This window comes from Bradyrhizobium sp. (assembly GCF_036009065.1).
GTDB lineage: Bacteria > Pseudomonadota > Alphaproteobacteria > Rhizobiales > Xanthobacteraceae > Bradyrhizobium.
In genome coordinates this window covers 1-1,676 of record NZ_DASYMN010000357.1, presented here as the reverse complement: position 1 = coordinate 1,676, position 1,676 = coordinate 1, and the positions used below count along the sequence as shown (strand labels likewise).

The following is a 1,676-nucleotide window of genomic DNA, read 5'->3' as shown; positions in this document are numbered from 1 at the left end:
ACCGCGGCGACGAACTTGATCATGACGGTCGGTTCGCCAATGTCGGCAGCTTCGATGTCGAAGCCCGCGGTCTTGATCGTATGGAAGAACTCTTCAATCGCCCAGCGCATCCGATAGAGATCGACAATCCTGCGCGCCTCGCCAAGGTTGGTGACGGCATGTGTCGTGAACAACCGCCAGTGGATGGCCTTGCCGTCTTGGGGTGTCGAGGTTTCGCGGACATCGACCATGGTAAGGGTGACCGTGGTCGGCAAATCGGTCGCCGCACCGTGCAGCGGCTTGCGCAATACCACAGTAGAGAACCGCACAGCGAGTTCTGCCGTACGCGCCTTGCGGCCCGGCGCCGCAGGGATTTTCACCTCGAACCGACCCCGCTCGGGCAAGCCGTCAACGTGACTGAACAGCAGATTTATTTGATCTCCATCATCCGTCTCGATCTTGCGGTTTTGGCAGGCGCGCACGATCAGATCCACGTTGTCGGGGCGTCGCGCGAAGTGCTCGTAGATGTCGCTCTCGCGGTCCGACACACCGGTGATGTGCGCCGCCGCAGCCAACACTTCGCCGGCGCGCATCGTGCCATCGAGCCAGCGCTGCGATTCCTTGTGCGGGGTTGCGCGCGAGCGCCGAGCGGCGACCTTGCCTCCCTTACGATTCCACACCTTGGCCTCGACAAGGCCGATCACCCCACCTGTGCCGGCATCCACCGCCAGCACCGTGTGCAGCAGAAGACCGCGCAGGGCTCCGCCCTTGCCGACCGGCCCATAGCCGTTCGCCTTCGCCCGCCGCCCTCCCAACGCCAATTCACTGGTATCCTGGATCACCACCACATCACGTCCCGCAGCGCGGGCGGCCGTACTCTCTGCAGCATGCGATGCTATCTCGGTGACTGTCACCGACGGATTGCGCAAGAACCGCGTAAACTGCATCTCCCGGGCGCGTGTCCTCGCCAGCCGCCGGATACAGCAGCCTGGACGCGCCACCAGCGCTGCATGCAAAACGGCCCCCCTTTTTGCAGCCGGAGGTCGTTAAAATACCCCAGTCCGTATTCAATTCCAGCCATGGCTAACTCCCGCGAATCCCAAGCAATCTCAAGGGAATCAGCCGCACAGCCGCAGCGCAAGATGTGTGAATACGACAGCCGCTCTGCGCGGGGAGAGGTCGGAGACGGAGCGGAGCGAAGTCTCCGGGTGAGGGGCGAGGCAACACGCGTGCCGGTGGACATTTTTCTCGGGTCGCACATTTCATTGCATGATGGCGGAAATATCATATGACCCGAGAGGTTTTGATTCGGTCTGGCGCAGTGCCTGGCCCCTCACCCGAAATTCTCGCTTTGCGAGAATTTCGACCACTACCCGCGCAGTGCGGGGAGAGGTTAAGAACATCAAGCCTTCTTGCGCGCGAAGAACGCCTTGAACGCGGCGACCGCTTCCTTGGAGCGCATCCGTTCGCCGAACAGATGACCTTCCTGATCGATTCTGCGGGTCAAGTCCTCGGGCGGCAGTTTCAGAAGTTTGCGCGAGATCGCGACGGCTTCCGCGGGCAACGCGCAAATCTCGCGCGCCACCTTGCGCGCCTCGGCTTCGGTATGGCCGGGCGCGACCACCGTATTGACGAAGCCGGCCTCGCGGGCGTCGTCGGCGCTGACGGTGCGGCCCATCACCAGCGCAGCGAATGCG

General features: G+C 62.7%; 2 protein-coding genes. Both read right to left on the bottom strand.

What is annotated here, in order from left to right; translation table 11 throughout:
- Nucleotides 1–926 (bottom strand): IS4 family transposase (locus tag VGP39_RS21700; RefSeq protein ID WP_327570147.1); only part of this gene is annotated, 926 nt, incomplete at its 3' end.
- A 455-nt stretch (nucleotides 927–1,381) separates the two neighbouring features.
- A partial coding sequence (locus VGP39_RS21695; RefSeq protein WP_327570146.1) for an enoyl-CoA hydratase-related protein occupies nucleotides 1,382–1,676 on the bottom strand: 295 nt, incomplete at its 5' end.